The sequence below is a fragment of the Rhizobium sp. NFR07 genome (genome assembly GCF_900111905.1).
Classification (GTDB): domain Bacteria; phylum Pseudomonadota; class Alphaproteobacteria; order Rhizobiales; family Rhizobiaceae; genus Neorhizobium.
Map to the genome: position 1 here is coordinate 391910 of NZ_FOKM01000004.1, position 17079 is coordinate 408988.

General features: G+C 61.0%; 16 protein-coding genes. 7 read left to right on the forward strand and 9 right to left on the reverse strand.

From position 1 onward, the window contains the following. Positions 1-65: 65 nt before the first annotated feature. Genes BM216_RS11510 through BM216_RS11525 form a run of 4 tightly spaced genes read right to left on the reverse strand, consistent with a single transcriptional unit; the run spans position 66 to position 3574 of the window. Positions 66-902, reverse strand: coding sequence for a metal ABC transporter permease (locus tag BM216_RS11510; RefSeq protein WP_092999179.1), 837 nt, complete (start codon positions 900-902; stop codon positions 66-68). Continuing rightward, positions 899-1789 (reverse strand): metal ABC transporter permease, encoded by an 891-nt coding sequence (locus BM216_RS11515; RefSeq protein WP_092999181.1) that lies wholly within the window; start codon positions 1787-1789, stop codon positions 899-901. The genes BM216_RS11510 and BM216_RS11515 overlap by 4 nt, the downstream gene beginning before the upstream one ends. Next, positions 1770-2660, reverse strand: a complete 891-nt coding sequence (locus BM216_RS11520; protein ID WP_092999407.1) for a manganese/iron ABC transporter ATP-binding protein — start codon at positions 2658-2660, stop codon at positions 1770-1772. The genes BM216_RS11515 and BM216_RS11520 overlap by 20 nt, the downstream gene beginning before the upstream one ends. Before the next feature lie 2 nt (positions 2661-2662). After that, the gene (locus BM216_RS11525) at positions 2663-3574 is read right to left on the reverse strand and encodes a metal ABC transporter substrate-binding protein (protein WP_092999183.1); all 912 of its coding nucleotides are present in this window, start codon (positions 3572-3574) and stop codon (positions 2663-2665) included. 255 nt (positions 3575-3829) lie between these two features. On the opposite strand from BM216_RS11525, the gene BM216_RS11530 reads away from it, so the two are divergent. Together BM216_RS11530 and BM216_RS34625 are read left to right on the forward strand one after the other, a co-directional pair. Continuing rightward, a complete protein-coding gene (locus BM216_RS11530; protein WP_092999185.1) occupies positions 3830-5275 on the forward strand; it encodes a hypothetical protein in 1446 nt (481 codons plus the stop codon). 217 nt (positions 5276-5492) lie between these two features. Then, complete coding sequence (locus BM216_RS34625) at positions 5493-5888, forward strand: LbetaH domain-containing protein (protein ID WP_244530152.1); 396 nt, start codon at positions 5493-5495, stop codon at positions 5886-5888. A gap of 70 nt (positions 5889-5958) precedes the next feature. Here BM216_RS34625 and lysS read toward each other — a convergent pair whose 3' ends face one another. The 3 genes from lysS to BM216_RS11550 all read right to left on the reverse strand — a co-directional run bounded on the left by lysS (position 5959) and on the right by BM216_RS11550 (position 10998). After that, the gene (gene lysS, locus BM216_RS11540; RefSeq protein WP_092999187.1) at positions 5959-7455 is read right to left on the reverse strand and encodes a lysine--tRNA ligase; all 1497 of its coding nucleotides are present in this window, start codon (positions 7453-7455) and stop codon (positions 5959-5961) included. Positions 7456-7653: 198 nt separating this feature from the next. Further along, complete coding sequence (gltX, locus tag BM216_RS11545) at positions 7654-9111, reverse strand: glutamate--tRNA ligase (protein ID WP_092999189.1); 1458 nt, start codon at positions 9109-9111, stop codon at positions 7654-7656. A gap of 117 nt (positions 9112-9228) precedes the next feature. Continuing rightward, positions 9229-10998 (reverse strand): SLC13 family permease, encoded by a 1770-nt coding sequence (locus tag BM216_RS11550; RefSeq protein ID WP_092999191.1) that lies wholly within the window; start codon positions 10996-10998, stop codon positions 9229-9231. Between the two features lie 177 nt (positions 10999-11175). On the opposite strand from BM216_RS11550, the gene BM216_RS11555 reads away from it, so the two are divergent. From BM216_RS11555 to BM216_RS11565, 3 genes are read left to right on the forward strand one after another with little or no spacing between them, the layout of a single operon-like run. Then, on the forward strand, positions 11176-11718 hold the full coding sequence (locus BM216_RS11555; protein WP_092999193.1) for a glutathione peroxidase: 543 nt from the start codon (positions 11176-11178) through the stop codon (positions 11716-11718). Between the two features lie 48 nt (positions 11719-11766). Beyond that, on the forward strand, positions 11767-12090 hold the full coding sequence (locus BM216_RS11560) for a type II toxin-antitoxin system RelE/ParE family toxin (RefSeq protein WP_092999195.1): 324 nt from the start codon (positions 11767-11769) through the stop codon (positions 12088-12090). Further along, positions 12087-12365, forward strand: a complete 279-nt coding sequence (locus BM216_RS11565) for a helix-turn-helix domain-containing protein (RefSeq protein WP_092999197.1) — start codon at positions 12087-12089, stop codon at positions 12363-12365. Before BM216_RS11560 ends, BM216_RS11565 begins: the two co-directional genes overlap by 4 nt. A gap of 35 nt (positions 12366-12400) precedes the next feature. Here the strand turns inward: BM216_RS11565 and BM216_RS11570 are convergent, their stop codons facing one another. Both BM216_RS11570 and BM216_RS11575 read right to left on the reverse strand, forming a co-directional pair. After that, positions 12401-13171 carry a TerC family protein gene (locus tag BM216_RS11570; RefSeq protein ID WP_092999199.1) on the reverse strand — a complete coding sequence of 257 codons (771 nt, stop codon included), beginning with the start codon at positions 13169-13171 and terminating at the stop codon, positions 12401-12403. A 108-nt stretch (positions 13172-13279) separates the two neighbouring features. Continuing rightward, positions 13280-13990 carry a TetR/AcrR family transcriptional regulator gene (locus tag BM216_RS11575; RefSeq protein ID WP_092999201.1) on the reverse strand — a complete coding sequence of 237 codons (711 nt, stop codon included), beginning with the start codon at positions 13988-13990 and terminating at the stop codon, positions 13280-13282. A 134-nt stretch (positions 13991-14124) separates the two neighbouring features. Here BM216_RS11575 and BM216_RS11580 point away from each other — a divergent pair, with 134 nt between their 5' ends. Together BM216_RS11580 and BM216_RS11585 are read left to right on the forward strand one after the other, a co-directional pair. Further along, complete coding sequence (locus tag BM216_RS11580) at positions 14125-15357, forward strand: HlyD family secretion protein (RefSeq protein ID WP_092999203.1); 1233 nt, start codon at positions 14125-14127, stop codon at positions 15355-15357. Between the two features lie 73 nt (positions 15358-15430). After that, complete coding sequence (locus BM216_RS11585) at positions 15431-17032, forward strand: DHA2 family efflux MFS transporter permease subunit (RefSeq protein WP_092999205.1); 1602 nt, start codon at positions 15431-15433, stop codon at positions 17030-17032. Positions 17033-17079 lie beyond the last annotated feature (47 nt).

The window sequence follows — 17079 nt, forward strand, 5'->3', positions numbered from 1 at the left end:
TGGGTATATACCCGGATCCGGCAAAAGACAAGCGGGCATATGCCCGCTTGTTCAGGTCGGCTGTCTCAGGTGGTGGCGCGTCTGGCCTGCAGCATGGTGCGGATGAAGGTTACGATGAAGGTCGCGGTCATCAGCAGCACGATGGTGGGAGCAGGGGCGCTGTCGAGGAAGAAGGCGATATAGATGCCGGCGAGCGAGCAGCCGAACGCCACGGCGATGGCAGTCAGCATCATCGCAGTGAAGCGGCGGGTGAGCAGGAAGGCGATCGCGCCGGGGGCAACGAGAAGCGCCACCGACAGGATGATGCCGATCGCCTTCAACGCGCCGACCACGGTCAGCGACAGGACGGTCAGCAGCCCGTAATGGAGGATGCGGGTCGGTAGGCCGATCGCCTTCGCATGCTGCTCGTCGAAGGCGTGCACCAGCAGGTCCTTGCGGAAGATGACGAGGAAGATCGTCGAGGCGAGCGCGATCAGCCCGGTCTCGATCAGGTCCGATGGAAGAATGCCGAGCATGTCGCCGAACAGGATGTGGTCGAGATGCACGTCAGCCTGGACGTTGACGTAAAGCACCAGACCGAGACCGAACATGCCGGAGAAGACGATGCCGAGCACGGTGTCTTCCTTGATGCGGCTGTTCTCCTTGAGGAAGCCGGTCGCGAGCGCGCAGAACATGCCGGCGACGAAGGCGCCGATGGAGAATGGGATCGCCAGCATATAGGCGATGACGACGCCCGGCAGCACGGCGTGGGAGACCGCGTCGCCCATCAGCGACCAGCCCTTGAGCACCAGGAAGCAGGAGAGGATCGCCATCGGCAGCGCGATCATCAGCGTCACCAGAAAAGCGGTCCGCATGAAGTCGATCTGGAAGGGGAAGAGGAGGAGATCGATCGTATCGCTCATGCGGCGCTCTCCTGTGGCGTGGCCTCGGGCGCGGTCTCTTCCAGCGATGCCTTGAGCCGGCGGCGGGAGGCGAGCATGCCGTGCTTGGGGGCGAAGACGAAGGCTGTCAGGAAGATCGCCGTCTGCAGCACGACAATGATGCCGCCGGTGGCGCCGTCGAGGAAATAGCTCAGGTATGCGCCGAGAAAACTGGTCGCAGCGCCGATGCCGAGGCCCATCAGGATGACGCGCTGGAAGCGGTCGGTCAGCAGATAGGCGGTGGCTCCAGGCGTCACCACCATGGCGATGACGAGGAAGGCGCCGACGGTCTGCATAGCGGCGACGGTGGAGGCGGCGAGCAGGGCGAAGAACATCACCTTCAGGGCATCGGGTTTCAGGCCGATGGTGCGGGCGTGGTTCTCGTCGAAGAAGGCGACCATCAGGTCCTTCCACTTGAGCGCCAGCACGACGAGGCTGACGCCGCCGATGATGACAAGCTGCAGCGTATCGGCCGGCGAGATGGCGAGGATGTTGCCGAGCACGATGGTCTGAATATCGACTGCGGTCGGCGACAGCGACACCATGAACAGGCCGAGGCCGAAGAAGGAGGTGAAGATCAGGCCGATTATCGCGTCTTCCTTCAGCCGTGTGCGCTGGTTGAGGAAGAGCATGGCGAGTGCCGCGAGACCGCCTGACATGAAGGCGCCGATGGAAAAGGGCAGGCCCAGCATATAGGCGCCGGCAACGCCCGGCACGATGGAGTGGGACAGCGCGTCGCCGATCAGCGACCAGCCCTTCAGCATCAGATAGGCGGAGAGAAAGCCGCAGACGCCGCCGACCAGGGCCGAGACCCAGATGGCGTTCAGCATGTAGCCGTAGGTGAAAGGCTCAAGAAGCGTCTGGAGCATCGACGCTTTCCTTCTTCTTGTCCGTGCCGCCATTGCCATAGGTGACGAAGGGGCGCTCGTCGTCGGTGAAGACCTTCACATGGCGTGGATCTTCGTCGTCATGCAGGTCGCGGCCGCCGAGGATGAAGTGGCGCAGCACGCCGCCGAAGGCCTTTTCGAGATTGGCTTCGTTGAACGTGTCCTCGGTCTTGCCATAGGCCAGGACCGTGCCCTTGACGAACACGGTGCGGTCGCAGAAATCCGGCACGCTGCCCAGATTGTGGGTGGAGACCAGCATAACGCGGCCTTCGTCGCGCAGAGCCTTAAGGAGCGCGATGATCTGCTCCTCGGTCGTGACATCGACCCCGGTAAAGGGCTCGTCGAGCAGGATGACCTGGCCTTCCTGGGCCAGTGCGCGGGCAAGGAAGACGCGCTTGCGCTGGCCGCCGGAAAGCTCGCCGATCTGGCGCTTGCGGTATTCCAGCATGTTGACCCGCTTCAGCGCCTCGGTGACCATCTCATGATCGCGGCGGGACGGGATGCGCAGGAAATTCATGTGGCCGTAACGGCCCATCATCACAACGTCCTCGACGAGGACGGGGAAATTCCAGTCGACCTCTTCCGACTGCGGCACATAGGCGACGAGGTTCTTCTTCAGCGCCTCGCGGGCGGGAAGGCCGAGGATCTCGACCGAGCCTTCGTTCAGCGTGACGAAGCCCATGATCGCCTTGAACAGCGTCGACTTGCCGGCGCCGTTGACGCCCACGAGTGCGGTGATCGTGCCCTTCGGCACTTCGAAGCTCGCATGTTTCAGCGCCGTGTGGCCGTTGCGATAGGCGACGCTGACATTGTCCAGCTTCAGTCCGGCGCTAACCGGTTTCGTCTTGCCCATCATCATTGTGCGAGACCTTTCGCGATGGTTTCGCTGGTGACGCGCAGGAGGTCGAGATAGGTCGGAACCGGACCGTCCGCTTCGCTGAGCGAATCCACGTAGAGGAGGCCGCCATAGGATGCGCCGGTTTCCGACGCGACCTGCTTTGCCGGCTTGTCGGAGACGGTGCTTTCGGAAAAGATCACCTTCACGTCATGCTCGCGCATGGCGTCGATGACGGCGCGCACCTGCTGCGGCGTTCCCTGGCTGTCGGCATTGACCGGCCAAAGATAGAGTTCCTTCAGGCCGAAATCGCGGGCGAGATAGGAAAAGGCGCCTTCGCTCGTCACCAGCCAGCGATGGGCTTCCGGCAGTTTTGCGAGTTCGTCGCGGATAGGCTGTACCTCGGCGCGGATCTTGTCCGTATAGGCCTTGGCATTGGCGGCATAGGTCTCGGCATTGATCGGGTCGATCTCGGTCAGGCCCTTGCGAATGTTCTCCACGTAGATGATCGCGTTTTCCGGCGACATCCACGCATGCGGGTTCGGCCGCCCCTGATAGGCGCCGCCGGCGATCGCCATCGGCGCGACGCCATCGGAGACGGTGACATTCTTCACGTCGCCGAGATTCTGCAAGAAACGCTCGAACCAGAGTTCTAGGTTGAGGCCGTTGCGCAGCACGAGATCGGCATCGCGGGCACGCAGAAGGTCGCGCGGCGTCGGCTGGTAGTTATGGATCTCGGCGCCGGGCTTGGTGATGCTTTCCACCGTCGCGGCATCGCCTGCAACATTCTTCGCCATGTCGGCGATGATGGTGAAGGTGGTGACGACCTTGGGCTTTTCGACGGACGATCCTTGGGCCTGGGCCGTTAGCGGCAGGGCGACCAGACAGGTCGCGAGACCGGTCACAAGGCATGCAATTCTCAAAAGGGACATGAGTAGCCATTTCTGCTGTTGCAAGTCATTTGCAATCTAACCTAGCGAGAAAAATGACGCTGTCAACGCTATTGCAAATCATTCGCAACAAGATTCGTTTCGAGATGGCACTGGCTAGCAAGGTCAGGGAGAGGCGAGCTGTATCCGCCAGCCGGTCCCGCTTAAAGCTTCCTCAATAGGATTGGACGATAGTGCTTCCCGGTATTCCATGACTTGTATTGTGTGAGTGGAGTTGAGCATGCCGGGTTGCGGCGAATGAAGATCCGGCTGTCGAAGAAATTCGTGCTCATCCTGGGCGGTGGGCTGCTTTTGTGCGGCGCAAGCGGCGCGGCTGCCGTGCTGATCGGCGCCGACCGTATCCTCGGGCCCTCCTATCGCGATCTGAACGGGCTTTCCTGCACCACGCTTCAGACGGTCAAGAGCAAGAAGGACCAGCGCTACTGGGTGCGCAAATACGTGACCAGCAACGAGGCGGGCGACGGGATGTCCCGCATCCGGACCGCGTTGCGTGTCGCGCGCGCCGTCCAGGCCAAGGAAAAGGCCGATCTCGTGCAGATCGCCATGGTCGACAAGGCAGGTCCGAAGGACCGCGCCGCGATGCGCGGCCGGATGATCGCCGCGCAGGTCGTGTATATTCCTGATCTCGCTAAGGTGCCGGAAGGGGCTGCCGCCGTAAACTATTCCGCCTATTATCTCGATGGCGCGCCCACCGCCAAGGGCGAGTATTTCGGCATGCGTGTCGATCTTCCGCTGGAGGATGTCGAGCATCTGGAAGCCAAGCTGACCGACAAGGCCGATTGCATCGATCTCGAGCCGGCCGAAGGCGCACATCCGGTGACCAAGAGCGGCCACGGTGTTCGCAAGCCGGCCGAACATGGCGAGGCTGCCGGCGGTCACGGCGAAGCGCCGGCAGGCCATGGCGAGGCACCGGAGCACGGTGAGACGCCTGTCGCAGAAGGGCAAGAAGCTGCGCCGGCCGAAGGGCATGGCGAAGAAGTGGCTGCGAAAGAAAGCGGCGGCTTCCTGAGTTCGGTTACCGGGATGATCTTCGGATCGAAAGAAGAGCCGAAGGCGGAACACGGCGCCGCGAAACCGACCGCCGGGGAACATGGTGCTGCGGCAGAGGCGGGTCATGCGGCCCCCGACGCAAAGGCCAATGCTTCGCATGATGCGCCGAAGACTTCGGAACCGGCTGCGGAGGGACATGCGACAGCCGCCGAGACCAGTGACGATCACGGCGAGCAGGCTGCCAAGCCCGCGGAGGCCGAAAAAACGGCAGACGCCGCACATGCCGAGACAGCAGCAGACGCGGAAAAGCCGGCCGAGGAGCAGGGTTTTCTCGATCAGGTCAAGGGCATGATCTTTGGCGGTTCGTCCGACAAGGCCGATGGCGCCTCGCATGAGGAAGCCAAGGCCGATGCCGGCCACGAGGCCAAGCAGGCCAGCGAACAGGCGCATGAGCCCGCGCCGGAGCCGAGAACCTCAGCCGAAGGCGGCAAGCGCTGGTCGAATTCCGACGAGAAGGACGAGATCCGGTCCGAGGATACTGCAGGCCATGATACATCCGAAGCCAAGCCGGAGGACGAGCACGCGGAGGCGAAGGCTGATGGCCCGAACGAGGCCGATGCGGCCGGTGCCGCTTGGCTGGAGAAGTTCAGAGCTCAACAGGCTGAGCCCGAATCGGAAGGTGCCGATCATTGATATCCGATTTGACGGATATCGCGCGTAGGCGAGCGGGATTTTTATCCCTCGCTGAAACCGCGGCACTCGTCGAGAAGGGTGTTGTTGTCCTCGATCCGTGCTCTACGCTGATTTCCCCAGACGTCATCCTGTCCACCGGGGTAACCATCTGGCCATCGGTCGTCATTGAAATCCATGATGGCGCTCATGTCGCCATCGGTGAAGGCACGCAGCTCTTTTGGGCACGCGGATCGTTGCCGGAGGCGGAAAAATTATCGTCGGCAGGGATGCGGAAATAGGCGAAGAGGGCGGGTTTACCATCAAGGCCGAATGCAAGGCCTGCGTAACCGAGATCGGTGAAAGTGCGAGACTGCTTGGCGGAGGATCGCTCACGCTCGACAATACGATCGGTAGCGGTGCTCAGGTTCTCGGCCCGATCCGAATGCAGAACTGCAGGCTCGGAGCGGGCGGCACATACAGAGAGCCGGATCCCGATCTGCGCGGCGCGGTTCTCAAGGGAAGCGGGGTCGCGCGCAATATCGACCTTGCTGCCGGCAAGGTCATCCAGGCTTTCGGCCTATTCGCGGAAGCCGTGGTTCGCGACCAATCTTATTTTCATCCGAAACCGGCTTAGTTTCCTGAATGCCCGAATAGAAAATGCCGCCGAGGTCGATCGGCGGCATTTTTTGTGTCATTCGATATGCTCAATCCGCCTTGGCCTTGCGGGCCGGGAACAGAATGACGTCGCGGATCGACGGGGCGTTGGTCAGAAGCATGGTCAGACGGTCGACGCCGATGCCGAGGCCGCCGGCCGGCGGCATGCCCTGGTCGATTGCGTCCAAAAACTCGTCGTCCAGCTGCTTGTCCTTTTCGCCGCGGGCATGGGCCTGTTCCAGCTGCTCGACCATGCGCTTGCGCTGTTCTTCCGGATCGTTCAGTTCGGAGAAGGCATTGCCCAGTTCCCAGGCGTTGCAATAGGTCTCGAAACGCTCGACAAGGCGCGGCTCGCCCGGAACTTCCTTGGCGAAGGGCGAGATGTCCTTCGGGAAATGCGTGACATGGCTCGGCTGGATCAGCGTGCCCTCGACCTTTTCCTCGAAGATGAAGGCAAGGCATTCGCCCCAGGTCCAGTCCTTCTCGACTTCGAAACCGGCAGCCTTGGCGGCGGTGCGGGCTTCCTCGTCGGTCTTCATGGCGAGGAAATCGATGCCGGTGACTTCCTTGACGGCGTCGGGCATGGGCACACGCTTGAACGGACCCTTGAAGGACATTTCCTTGTCGCCGTACATGAACTCGGTCGAGCCGTGGATCTTCATTGCCAGTTCGGCGAACAGGCGCTCGACGAGGTCCATAATGTCCTCGTAATCGGCATAGGCCCAGTAGCATTCCATCATGGTGAATTCAGGATTGTGCCGGGTGGAGACGCCTTCGTTTCGGAAGTTACGGTTGATCTCGAACACCTTGTCGGTGAGGCCCGAGACCAGCGTGCGCTTCAGGAACAGTTCCGGCGCGATGCGCAGGTACATGTCCTGCTTCAGCGTGTTGTGGTGGGTCTTGAACGGATCGGCCGTGGCGCCGCCATAGACGGAATGCAGCATCGGCGTCTCGACTTCCATGAAGCCATCTTCTTCCATGAAGCGGCGGATTCCGGAGACGATCTTCGAACGCTGCTGGAAGCGCAGCTTGGATTCCTCGTTGCTGAGGATGTCGAGGTGGCGCTTGCGATACCGGATCTCGACATCGGCAATGCCGTTCCACTTCTCAGGCATGGGGAGAAGCGACTTGGTCAGCATGGTGATTTCGCGGGCGCTGATCGACAGTTCGCCGCGCTTGGTGCGGCGAACGATGCCGGTGACGCCGATGATGTCGCCGAGATCGATCATCGGCAGCATGTTGCGGGCTTCTTCCGGGGTGACGTCCTTGTGGGAAAAGATCTGGATTTTGCCGGATGCATCATGGATGTCCATGAACATGCCAGAATTGCGCGAGGAATAGACTCGGCCTGCGACGGTGACGACATCGGTGGTCTCGACGTCGGCCTCCAGATCCTTGTATTTTTCGGCCAGTTCCGCATTGGTCATGGTGCGGTGGAAATGCGCCGGATAGACGTCGCCGATGGTTTCTCGCAGCTTGGCAAGCTTCTGGGCGCGCACTTCGGTGGCGTCGGAGGAGAGGGCGGTTTCGGTCTTGGTGTCGGTCATCGTGTTCGCCTTTAAGGGCAGAGGTTGCCTTGGTTCACCCCCCTCTGTCACTTTCGTGACATATCCCCCACAAGGGGGGAGATCATTGGGAATTTGCCGCTCCGCCACTTGCCGATCTCCCCCCTTGTTGGGGAGATGCCCGGCAGGGCAGAGGGGGGTATCCTGAATTTCGACCTTCAATATGAAGGCATTTCAATCTTACTTCCCGTCGCCCACCATGGAGGCGACGACCGTTGCTGCGATCTTCAGACGCTGGCGTACGACCGAACGGCCGAGGATTGCCATCGAGTCGAACAGCGGCAGCGAACGCTGCGAGCCAGACATGGCGATGAAGAGTGGTGGGGTGACGACGCGCAGTTTCTTCTCCAGCTTGTCGGCAACGGCGCGCAGTTCGGCGTCGATCGCTTCCACGTTCCACTCGATCATCTTTTCGATGTCGGCCTGGACCATGTTGATGATCGCAAGCGTTTCTTCCGGCGAGGTCTTTAGGCCCGCGAACGAAGCCGGTGTCAGGTTGACGTCGGCGGCGAGCAGGAAGCCCGCGAGGTTCGGCAGGTCGCCGAGCTTGGAGACGCGGCTCTGCGAATGTTTCAGGCCTTCGGTCAGGCGGCTGTTTTCCATCGCCCATTCCAGCGTGCGGGCAATGAATTCTTCCGGCGTGAGTTTTTCGCGCAGCCAGCGGCCGTTCAGCCAGTCGAGTTTCTGCAGGTCGAAGATCGCGCCGGCCTTGGAGAGTGCTTCGGGATCGAATTTTTCCGTCAGCTCTTCCATGGTCAGAAGCTCTTCGCCTTCGGCGATCTGGACGAAGAACAGGCCGAGGAAGTTCATCAGCGCTTCCGGCAGGTAACCGAGCGCCGAGTAATAGCTGATCGAGGTCGGGTTCTTGCGCTTCGACAGCTTGGACTTGTCTGCATTGCGCATCAGCGACAGGTGCATCCAGACGGGCGCTTCCCAGCCGAAATAGCGATAGAGCAGGATGTGCTTCGGCACCGATGCGAGCCACTCCTCGCCGCGGGCGACGTGGGTGATCTTCATCAGGTGGTCGTCGATGACATTGGCCATGTGATAGGTCGGCATGCCGTCGCCCTTGATGAGCACCTGCATGTCAACCGAATCCCACGGGATCGACACATCGCCGTAGACGCCGTCGGTGAAATCGCAGGATCCTTCGGTCGGGATCTTCATGCGCACGACGGAGCTTTCGCCGGCCGCCATTTTGGAGGTGACTTCTTCAGCCGTCAGGTGCAGGCAGAGACCGTCATATTTCGGCGGCTTGCCGGCGGCGCGCTGGCCTTCGCGCATCTGCTCGAGCCGCTCGGGCGTGCAGAAGCAGCGGAAGGCGTGGCCCTTGTCGAGCAGGTCCTGCGCGAAAGGCTGGTACATGTCCTTGCGCTCGGACTGGCGGTACGGACCGTAGGGGCCGCCGACATCCGGGCCTTCCGCCCAGGTGAGGCCGGTCCATTTCAGCGCATCCAGAACGCGCTCCTCGAATTCCAGCGTCGAGCGGGTGGCATCGGTATCCTCGATGCGCAGGATGAACTCGCCGCCATGCTTCTTGGCAAAGAGATAGTTGAAAAGCGCGATATAGGCGGTGCCGACATGGGGCTCGCCGGTCGGCGACGGGGCGATGCGGACGCGTGGGGTCGGATTGATCATCTTGAACTGCTCTTTTTCACGGCGCGCATAGCTGCGCCAAGCCTGTGCCTGCGTATAGGGATTGGCGCAGGCTTAGGCCATATTCAGGCTAAAGCGTCAAGGTTTTTGGGCGCAACCCTAGCTCACCGGCCAGACATAGAGCAGCGCCGGAATGCTGACGAGGATAATGAGGAAGGAAAGCGGCAGGCCGAGCCTCGGATAATCGGAGAACTTATAGCCGCCCGGACCGAAGACCAGCGTGTTGCACTGGTGGCCGACGGGGGTGAGGAAATCGCAGCCGGCGCCGATCGCAACCGCCATCAAAAAGGCTTCCGGCTTGAAGCCGAGATTGGTGGCGAAGCTTGCCGCGATCGGCCCCATGACGAGCACGGTCGCGGCATTGTTGAGGAAGGGCGTGACGGCCATGGCGGTGACGAGGATCAGGCCGAGCGCGCCCCAGGCGGGCAGTGTTGCGGCGACATTACCAAGCCAGCCGGCGATCAGATCGCTGCCGCCGGTGGTGCGCAAGCTGTCCGAAACCGGGATCAGCGCTGCCAGCATGACGAGGATCGGTCCATCGACCGACTTGTAGAAATCGGTCAGCGGGATGCAGCGGAAGACGACCATGCCGAGGGCGGCGGCAAAGAAGGCGACCGGAACCGGCGCCCAGCCGACGGCGGTGGCGGCCATTGCGAGCGCCAGGATGACCAGCGGTATGAAGGCGCGCCTACGGGTGCCAAGCAGGACTTCGCGCTGGGCAAGCGGCAGGAGGGAAAAGTCCTGCATCACGGTCGGCATGGTTTTGCGGGACCCCTGCAGCACCAGCACGTCGCCGGCCGCGAGCGTCAGGCTGCCGAGGCGCTCGCGCACCCTTTCGCCGTGACGGCTGATCGCCAGCAGGTTGACGCCGCGGGTGTAGGACAGCGCCAGTTCCTTGGCGGAAAGACCGCGCAGGGGCGAATCCTGGCCGATGATCGCCTCGATAGAAATGACGTCGCCCTGAGCCTGTTCGCCGGTCAGCGGCTTGCCGGAGAGTTTGAGCTTTGCACCGGAGATGATCCGGTCGAGCGCAGCAGACGGACCTTCGAGCAGAACCACGTCACCTTCGCGCAGCTTCAGGTCCGGAAAGGGCGACATGCGGCGGGCACCACGCAGGACCGCGGTGGCGATGACTTCGCCATCACCGAGCTTCAAAAGGTCACCAATCGATTTCTCGAGGACCGTCGATTCTGCGACCACCGATGCTTCTGACGTATAGTTCTTGATTTCGACCGCTTCCTCGATCGAGCTGGTCTCCTTCGTCCGGCTCGGCACCAACCAGTGGAAGAACAGCAGGAAGGTGATGCCGACGACGCAGAGGATGACGCCCATCGGGGTGAAGTCGAACATGGTGAAGGACTGGCCGGTCAGCTCTTCGCGGATGCGCGAGACGACGATGTTCGGCGATGTGCCGATCTGCGTCATCAATCCGCCGAGCAGGGCGGAAAAGGCCATCGGCATCAGGTATTTCGACGGCGAGGCGCCGGATTTCTTGGCGAACTGAAAGGCGACCGGCATCATGATCGCCAGCGCGCCGATATTCTTGATGAAGGCCGAGAGCACGGCCACGACGATCATCAGCAGCGCAAGCTGGGTGTGCAGCGTGTTGAGGTTGGGAAAGAACTTCTTGATCGCCATGTCTACGATGCCGGAGCGGGCGACGCCGGCCGACACGATGAGCGCGCTTCCGACGATGATGACGATATCGTCGGAGAAGCCGGAGAATGCCTGGTCCGTCGGTACCACGCCGAGCACAACCGCCAGCACGAGCGCGCAGCAGGCGACGACGTCGTAGCGGAAACGGTCCCAGATAAAGACGGCCATCATCGCAGCGATGACGGCAAAAGAGAGGATCTGCGGGGTGGTCATGCTGCTCCGGCGGGATGTGAGAATGCGTATGGTGGGCGCCTGCGGAAATTATGCCGCTCTGGCGCGGCGTATCAATCCCGATCGCGGCACAAAGTTCCTAAAGCGGCATCATGACTGGACAATCTCGATGCCGGGAATAGGGTTGCCGCCTGCCATAATCATTCCGGAGACAGACCGATGACCGACATTCTGACCATTCCCGTCACCCGTACCGACGGGCAACAGACCACGCTTGCCGAACACAAGGGCAAGGTGATGCTGGTCGTCAATGTCGCCTCCAAATGCGGCCTGACCAAGCAGTATGAGGGGCTTGAAAAACTCTACGAGGACAAGCGCGAGCATGGCTTCGTCATTGCCGCCTTCCCGGCCAATGATTTCATGGGGCAGGAGCCGGGTACGGATGCGGAGATCGTCGAGTTCTGCCAACTGACCTATGACGTGAAATTCCCGATCTACTCGAAGATTTCGGTAAAGGGCGACACCAAGCATCCGCTCTATACGGAATTGACCGGCGCAGCGGTGCCGACGACCGGTGACGGTCCGATGAAGGAAAGACTGAAGGCCTATGGCGTCGAGGTTCCCGCCGGCGAGATCGTGTGGAATTTCGAGAAGTTTCTAATTGGCCGGGACGGCAAGGTCGTCGCCCGCTTCGCACCGGACGTAACGGCAGAGGACGGCCGCCTGGTCGAGGCAGTGGACCGGGAGCTGGCGAAGGCCTAGTGCCGCTGCGAGGTTGTCGTTGCATAGCGAAAATGCTATATATCGTAAATGAGATGGATCGTCGAGACGCATGATGCTGCAGATCCCGAGATCGAGGCTTTGCCGCCCGGTCTGCAGGCGCGTCTGATCCGTCTATTGGAAGCCATAGAGAGCGTTGGCTTGGACAGTCTTCGCGAGCCGCATGTGAAGCATCTTGAAGGCAAGCTTTGGGAGCTTCGCGCCAAAGCCAGCGAAGGAATCGCCCGAGGAGTCTACGTGACAATGACTGGCCGCAGAGTGATCGTGCTGCACGTCTTCGTCAAAAAGAGCCAGAAGACGCCAGCCCGCGCGCTCGAAATTGCCAGGCAACGGATGAAGGAGATCAAGCCATGACCCGCATTGCGGCCCTGAAAAAGAAGCTCATGGAAAGTCCCGAGTTTCGGGTCGAGTATGAAAAGGCGGACGCCGAGTTCAGTTTGATCGAGGCGCTGGTTCAAGCCAGGACGAAGGCCAATCTCTCTCAAACAGAGCTGGCGCAAAGGATCGGCACCACTCAGTCGGCGATCGCCAGATTGGAGGGAGGTGGTGTATCTCCTTCGGTTTCGACGTTGCGCCGCTATGCCGAGGCAACGGGGGCAAGGCTGGAAATCAATCTCGTATCGCAATGAAAAGAAAAGGGCGCCAGAGGCGCCCTTTGTTTTGATTAGTGCAGCGTATCGCCGCCGCCCTTGGCCTTGTTCTTGGCCTTGGCGTTGCGCGAGAACATGTTGAGCGCCTCGACGAGTGCCGAGAAGGCCATGGCGGCGTAGATGTAGCCCTTCGGCACGTGGACGCCGAAGCCTTCGGCGATCAGCGTCGCGCCGATCATCAGCAGGAAGCCGAGCGCCAGCATGACGATCGTCGGGTTGCGCTCAATGAAGTTGGCGAGCGGGGTGGCTGCCAGCAGCATGACGGTGACGGCCGCGACGACGGCGACGATCATGATCGGCAGGTGCGGGGTCATGCCGACGGCGGTGATGATCGAGTCGATCGAGAAGACAAGGTCGAGGACCAGGATCTGGCCGATCGCTGCGGCGAAGCTCATCTGAACGACCTTGCTGCCGGCACCGACCATGTCTTCCTTGTGGTCGACGATATCAACCGAATGGTGAATTTCCTTGGTCGCCTTGTAGACGAGGAACAGACCACCGGCGATGAGGATCAGGTCCTTCCAGGAGAAGGGATGACCGAAGGCTTCGAAGATCGGATTAGTGAGCTGGACGATCCAGGCGATGGTGCCGAGCAGGCCGAGGCGCATGATCAGTGCGAGGCCGATGCCGATCTTGCGGGCTTTTTCCCGATGCTCGGGCGGCAGCTTGTTGGTCAGGATGGAAATGAAGATCAGGTTGTCGATGCCGAGAACGACTTCCATGACCACGAGTGTAACGAGCGCTACCCAGGCCCCCGGGTCTGCTAACAGCGCTGCAATGTCCATCCATCTCTCCTGTTTTCAATCAAAGGGCGCAAAATGCCCGCCCGATGTAAGGACAACGGCGTCAAAGACAAGATCAGGTTGAATAAGCTGGAGAGAATTTTGGCCGGATCAAGGCATTTTTTCGATCACGGATTTGTTATGACAACCATAGGCCGCCATGAAGACATAGACTGCACCATTAATGACGCGGTCGACCTCCTCGCGTGACGGGGCATCCTCGATCGTGCCGAACAGGCGGAGCTTGAAATAACCGCCGCTGACGAGATCGATATATTGGCCGGCTGCCAATTCGATATCGTCGATCCGCAGCACGCCAACATCTACCTTCAGCGTCAGGAAGTCGCGCATGACGGTGCGCAGGTTTTCCGGCCCCTTGAAGAACCGGCGACACAGGTCGGGCATGCGCTCGCGAACTCCGAGCACCGTGCGCATGGCGTTGATGACCTTTTCCTCGGTCATGTGGGTGAGGAAGGAGACGCCGAAATCATAGAGGCTCTTCTCGATGTCATCGCCGGTAGCGAGAACCGAGCGGATGGTCGCGAGGAATATGGCGCGCTCCTGCTCGACCATTGCGGCGAACAGGTCTTCCTTGTTCTGGAAATAGACGTAGATCGTGCCCTTCGAGACACCGGCCTCGCGGGTGATGTCGTTCATGCTCGCGGCATCGAAGCCGAGCCGCATGAAGACGCGCTTGGCGCCATCGAGAATCTGCTCGCGCTTGGCCGGGTCTTCTCCGGCCGCGAACCGTCCTGCAGTCCTTGATGCCGTGGCCCGGGATTCCTCCTTCTCCGAGACCTTGTTTAACCCTTTTAACGTCATTTTCTAATTTTCCGATCTTTTTCGAACCGATCGGTTCGATGAGTACTTGATATGTTATATGGAACTCGTTATGTCAACGCTTCGAACTGATCGGTTCGATTGGTTCCAGTCTTTCTTCAACAGTGGTTACGACGATGACGGCATCACAGAACACCGGCGCTTTGCGCGCAGTGACGAACGACGACGCCCTTAAGGATGAAGCGAAGGCAAGCGAAGCCGAAGCCCGCAAGGGCGAACCGGCCGAAGCGCCCGCCGCTCCCGAACAGGCACCCGCGCAACCCGGTCCCACTCCGCCAGCAGCAGCTCCGGCTGCCGCCGCTCCGACGAAAAAGAAGCGCGGCGTCATCCTGCCGATCGTTCTGCTCGGCCTTCTCGCCGGTGGCGCATGGTACGGTTATGAATGGTGGACGACCGGCCGTTTCATGGTTTCGACCGACGATGCCTATATCGAAGGTGACATCGCCACGATCACGCCGAAGGTCACCGCCTTCGTCTCCAAGGTCAATGTCGTTGCCAACCAGCAGGTCAAGGCCGGCGACGTGCTGATCACGCTCGACAATGGCGACTACCAGAACGCTCTCGACCAGGCCAATGCCCAGATCGAGACGGAAAAGCTGGCTCTTTCCCGCATTGATGCCCAGGTCGAAGGTGCGCAGGCAAGTCTTGCCCAGTCGCAGGCTTCCAAGGTGGCCCTGCAGGCCGCCGTCCGCGGCGCCGAGATCACCCAGAAGCGCCAGACGGAACTTGCCGCGAAATCGGTCGGCACGGCCGCCGATCTCGACAGCGCAGATGTTGCGCTCGACCAGGCCAAGGCAAATCTTGCCGGCGGCGACGCGTCGATCAAGTCGGCGCAGGCCAATATCACCATTCTCGAAGCGCAGCGTCGGGAGGCAGAGGGCCAGGTCCGCACGCTGGAAATCCAGCGCGACAAGGCTGCCCGCGACCTGTCCTTCACGGTTCTGAAGGCTCCCTATGACGGTATCGTCGGCAATCGCTCGGTGCAGGAAGGTGATCTCGTATCGCCCGGTCAGCGGCTGATGGCGATCGTGCCTACCCGCCAGCTTTATATCGACGCCAACTTCAAGGAGACGCAGATCCAGCATCTGGTGCCCGGCTCCAAGGTGAAGGTGCATGTCGACGCCTATGACGACCATGCGATCGAAGGCACGGTGGAATCGCTGTCGCCGGCTTCCGGCTCGGTCTTTTCGCTGCTGCCGCCGGAAAACGCGACGGGCAACTTCACCAAGATCATCCAGCGCGTGCCGGTGCGCATCGCGCTGCCGCAGGATGCGCTCGATACCGGTCGTCTGCGGGCGGGCCTGAGCGTCGTCGTCGACGTCGACACCCGCACGGCACCGAACAACTAACCCTATACCGGCCCTCCTATCGAGAGGGCCGGACGTCCCATTTGGCCCTCATGGCAGGGCGGAGGTGGTCCCCATGGCCGGGAGCGCAACAACCACAGCAGGATCGATCCCTTCCGCGCCTTCCCAGGCGACGGACAGCATGGACCCGCGCCGGCTCATCGCCTTCTTCGCGATGGTGCTCGGCATGTTCATGTCGATCCTCGACATCCAGATCGTCTCGGCATCGCTTGCCGAGATCCAGGCTGGTCTTTCCGCCGGCTCGGACGAGATCGGCTGGGTGCAGACATCCTACCTGATCGCCGAAGTCATCATGATCCCGCTCTCGGGAACGCTGGCGCGCGTCGTCTCTACCCGTTACCTGTTTGCCTTCTCGGCTGCCGGGTTCACGGCGGCGAGCGCGCTTGCCGCGACGGCGTCGAATATCGACCAGATGATCGTCTACCGCGCCATCCAGGGTTTTATCGGCGGCGGCATGATCCCGTCGGTCTTCGCAGCCGCCTTCACCATCTTCCCGCCGTCGAAACGCGCCATCGTCTCGCCGATCATCGGCCTGATCGCGACGCTGGCGCCGACCATCGGCCCGACCGTCGGCGGTTATCTCTCCAATGCGTTTTCCTGGCACTGGCTTTTTCTCGTCAACATCATTCCCGGCATCATCGTCACGATCGTCACCTGGAATTTCATCGACTTCGACAAGCCGGAATTCTCGCTGATCAAAAAATTCGACTGGTGGGGACTGCTCTCCATGGGCGTGTTTCTCGGCGCGCTGGAATATGTGCTCGAAGAGGGCAATTCCAACGACTGGTTCAACGACCACCTCATCGTCATTGGTGCGATCGCTTCGGCTCTCGGTGCCATCGTCTTCTTCTACCGGGCGTTTACCGCGGAATTCCCGATCGTTGACCTGACTGCCTTTACGAACAGAAACTTCGCCTTCGGGTCGATTTTCTCTTTCGTCATGGGGATCGGGCTCTATGGGCTCACCTATATCTATCCCGTCTATCTCAGCCGCATCCGCGGTTACGACAGTCTGATGATCGGCGAGACGATGTTCGTCTCGGGCCTGGCGATGTTCTTCACCGCGCCGATCGCCGGCAAGCTGTCGACCATCATGGATCTGAGGGCAATGATGGTGCTCGGCTTTATCAGCTTTGCATCCGGCACCTATATCATGACTGGGATTACCGCCGACTGGGACTTTTACGAATTGTTCCTGCCGCAGATCCTGCGCGGTTTCGGCCTGATGATGTGCATGGTGCCGATCAACAATATCGCGCTGGGCACTCTGCCGCCGGCGCGCATCCGCGGCGCATCCGGCCTGTTCAACCTGACTCGTAACCTCGGTGGGGCGGTCGGTCTTGCGGTCATCAGCACGCTTCTGTCCAATCGGCAGGACGTGCATTACGAGCGGATCCGCGAAGGTCTCGACTGGGGCAATCCGATGGCGCTCGACCAGTTGAACAATATGGCGTCCAATCTCAATTCCTACGGCCTCGACGGCACGACCGGCGCCATCCGCCGCATGGTCAACATGGTCACCCAGCAGGCCGTGGTGATGTCTTTCAGCGACGTCTTCCTGATGCTGACCGTATTGTTCGGCCTGATGATATTGGGCGTTGCCATGATCCAGAAACCCGCCCCGCAGGGCGGAGGGGGCGGTGGCGGAGGCCACTGATCCCCGAATACGAGAACCACCGCCGAAAGGGGTCGTCACTTGGGTGG